Origin of the sequence: Arthrobacter sp. NPDC058127 (genome assembly GCF_042884555.1) — a bacterium.
GTDB lineage: Bacteria > Actinomycetota > Actinomycetes > Actinomycetales > Micrococcaceae > Arthrobacter.
Genome location: NZ_JBHVTT010000036.1, coordinates 1 through 2,500, shown reverse-complemented (window position 1 = coordinate 2,500; position 2,500 = coordinate 1). Strand labels below are relative to the sequence as shown.

At 50.8% G+C, this 2,500-nt stretch carries 1 protein-coding gene, 12 tRNA genes and 2 rRNA genes (1 of these 15 cut by a window edge); all 15 read left to right on the top strand.

Annotated elements, in window-relative coordinates; all coding sequences use genetic code 11:
• Positions 1-423: ribosomal RNA gene (locus tag ACFVTG_RS24615) — 23S ribosomal RNA — on the top strand; it begins 2,494 nt to the left of the window's first position.
• A gap of 134 nt (positions 424-557) precedes the next feature.
• Positions 558-674, top strand: a 5S ribosomal RNA gene (gene rrf, locus ACFVTG_RS24610).
• 5 nt (positions 675-679) lie between these two features.
• A tRNA-Asn gene (locus ACFVTG_RS24605) sits at positions 680-755 on the top strand.
• Between the two features lies 1 nt (position 756).
• Positions 757-829, top strand: a tRNA-Thr gene (locus ACFVTG_RS24600).
• A gap of 6 nt (positions 830-835) precedes the next feature.
• A tRNA-Glu gene (locus ACFVTG_RS24595) sits at positions 836-907 on the top strand.
• Positions 908-916: 9 nt separating this feature from the next.
• Positions 917-992 (top strand) — tRNA-Val (locus ACFVTG_RS24590).
• Positions 993-996: 4 nt separating this feature from the next.
• A tRNA-Thr gene (locus ACFVTG_RS24585) sits at positions 997-1,072 on the top strand.
• Positions 1,073-1,080: 8 nt separating this feature from the next.
• Positions 1,081-1,155: transfer RNA gene (locus ACFVTG_RS24580), tRNA-Gln, on the top strand.
• Between the two features lie 10 nt (positions 1,156-1,165).
• A tRNA-Lys gene (locus ACFVTG_RS24575) sits at positions 1,166-1,241 on the top strand.
• A 12-nt stretch (positions 1,242-1,253) separates the two neighbouring features.
• Positions 1,254-1,337 (top strand) — tRNA-Leu (locus tag ACFVTG_RS24570).
• A 7-nt stretch (positions 1,338-1,344) separates the two neighbouring features.
• Positions 1,345-1,419: transfer RNA gene (locus tag ACFVTG_RS24565), tRNA-Gly, on the top strand.
• An 11-nt stretch (positions 1,420-1,430) separates the two neighbouring features.
• Positions 1,431-1,507, top strand: a tRNA-Arg gene (locus tag ACFVTG_RS24560).
• A gap of 9 nt (positions 1,508-1,516) precedes the next feature.
• Positions 1,517-1,593 (top strand) — tRNA-Pro (locus ACFVTG_RS24555).
• A gap of 7 nt (positions 1,594-1,600) precedes the next feature.
• Positions 1,601-1,674: transfer RNA gene (locus ACFVTG_RS24550), tRNA-Gly, on the top strand.
• A 210-nt stretch (positions 1,675-1,884) separates the two neighbouring features.
• On the top strand, positions 1,885-2,500 hold a 616-nt coding region (locus tag ACFVTG_RS24545; RefSeq protein WP_390283598.1), incomplete at its 3' end, for a phosphoenolpyruvate carboxylase.

The following is a 2,500-nucleotide window of genomic DNA, read 5'->3' as shown; positions in this document are numbered from 1 at the left end:
AGAGTCCACATCGACGGGGAGGTTTGGCACCTCGATGTCGGCTCATCGCATCCTGGGGCTGAAGTAGGTCCCAAGGGTTGGGCTGTTCGCCCATTAAAGCGGTACGCGAGCTGGGTTCAGAACGTCGTGAGACAGTTCGGTCCCTATCTGTCGCGGGCGCAGGAAATTTGAGAGGAGCTGTCCTTAGTACGAGAGGACCGGGATGGACGTACCGCTGGTGTACCAGTTGTCTCGCCAGAGGCATCGCTGGGTAGCTATGTACGGAAGGGATAAGCGCTGAAAGCATCTAAGCGTGAAGCCCCCCTCAAGATGAGATTTCCCAGTATGTAAGACCCCTTGAAGACGACGAGGTAGATAGGTTGGAGGTGGAAGCACAGCAATGTGTGGAGCTGACCAATACTAATCGGTCGAGGGCTTGACCACACGTGTTCATGAAAGTGAACGCGGCATCGGAAGCATACCCCCGGGTATGCACCACAAGATCTTTGGATGGATCGACTGCTTGTTTCGCTGCTAGTTTTCAGGGAGCAACCCTGATGTGTCTGGATAGACACCTGTTTGGTGACGATGGCGGAAGGGAACCACGCGTACCCATCCCGAACACGACCGTTAAGCCTTCCAGCGCCGATGGTACTTGGACCGAAGGGTCCTGGGAGAGTAGGACGTTGCCAAGCGATATTCCCTGATAGCTCAGTTGGTAGAGCACTCGACTGTTAATCGAGTTGTCACAGGTTCGAGTCCTGTTCGGGGAGCCACGCTTCCATAGCTCAGTAGGTAGAGTGCTTCCATGGTAAGGAAGAGGTCACCGGTTCGAATCCGGTTGGAAGCTTCTTAAGGCCCGTTGGTCAAGGGGTTAAGACACCTCCCTTTCACGGAGGTAACAGGGGTTCGAATCCCCTACGGGTCATTACTGGGCGGACGCTTAGCTCAGCTGGGAGAGCATCTGCCTTACAAGCAGAGGGTCGGCGGTTCGATCCCGTCAGCGTCCACCACCATGCCGTTGTAGCTCAATTGGTAGAGCAACTGACTTGTAATCAGTAGGTTGGGGGTTCAAGTCCTCTCGACGGCACCATGTTTTATTGGGGGTTAGCCAAGCGGTAAGGCAACGGACTTTGACTCCGTCATGCATAGGTTCAAATCCTATACCCCCAGCCATTTTTAGTACGAGCCATTAGCTCAGTTGGTAGAGCACCTGACTTTTAATCAGGGTGTCGAAGGTTCGAGTCCTTCATGGCTCACCATGTTTCCAACTTGCGCGTGTGGCGGAATTGGCAGACGCACTAGACTTAGGATCTAGCGTCTTTGACGTGGGGGTTCAAGTCCCTCCACGCGCACCAGATTTATGCGGAAGTGGCTCAGCGGTAGAGCATCGCCTTGCCAAGGCGAGGGTCGCGGGTTCGATTCCCGTCTTCCGCTCCATAATTTCATATGTGCCCTTAGCTCAGCTGGATAGAGCGTTTGACTACGAATCAAAAGGCCGGGAGTTCGAATCTCTCAGGGCACGCCATTCATATTTCGGGACGTAGCTCAGCTTGGTAGAGCACCTGGTTTGGGACCAGGGGGTCGCATGTTCAAATCGTGTCGTCCCGACCATATGTATGCGGGTGTAGTTCAATGGTAGAACTCCAGCCTTCCAAGCTGGTAGCGTGGGTTCGATTCCCATCACCCGCTCCATACATAACTAACAAAGATCTCTATGAGATCTTTTTTTATTTATCCAGAATCGGGCTTGAGTTAAATCTTACTCAGCTTTCCTTTAATTCTCAGGCATTTTTCGTCAAAAATAGCTATAATGCAACGCGTGAATGTGGTAAAATATTCTGAAATGAGTATGAAATCAGACGAAATTTGGTGTGATTATCAGTAGAGAGAAGAGGCGAGGACATGTCGGATAACGAAACAATCGTTCAGAAAAATTCTACTAACAACTTGCTTCGCAGAGATGTGCGGTTTCTTGGGCATATCCTTGGGGAAGTACTGGTCCATCAGGGAGGCAATGAGCTTCTGGCAGTCGTAGAGAAGATCCGCGAACTGAGTAAATCCCTTCGAGCTCAATATGATCCAGCCATTTATGCGGAATTTAAAGCGACGATCGACGGGCTGCAGCCTGAAATTCGTCACCAGGTTATTCGTGCTTTTGCGATTTACTTTCAACTCGTTAATATTGCCGAGCAAACCCACCGTATTCGCAGAAAACGCGATTATGAGCGTTCCTCTGGAGAAACGGTTCAGCCTGGCTCCATCGAAAGCATTGTTCAGCAGTTGAAGCAAAATCAGATTTCCTACCAAGAGGTTCAGGAAATTTTGCAGACGATCTCGCTTGAACTCGTTATGACTGCCCATCCTACAGAAGCTACACGACGTGCGGTTCTGGATATTCACCAGCGTATTTCCCAGGACGTGATATACCTCGACAATCCGACGCTAACCTACCGGGAGAGAGAACAGCTTAGAGAAAAACTTCTGGCTGAGGTTATGACGCTTTGGCAAACCGATGAAC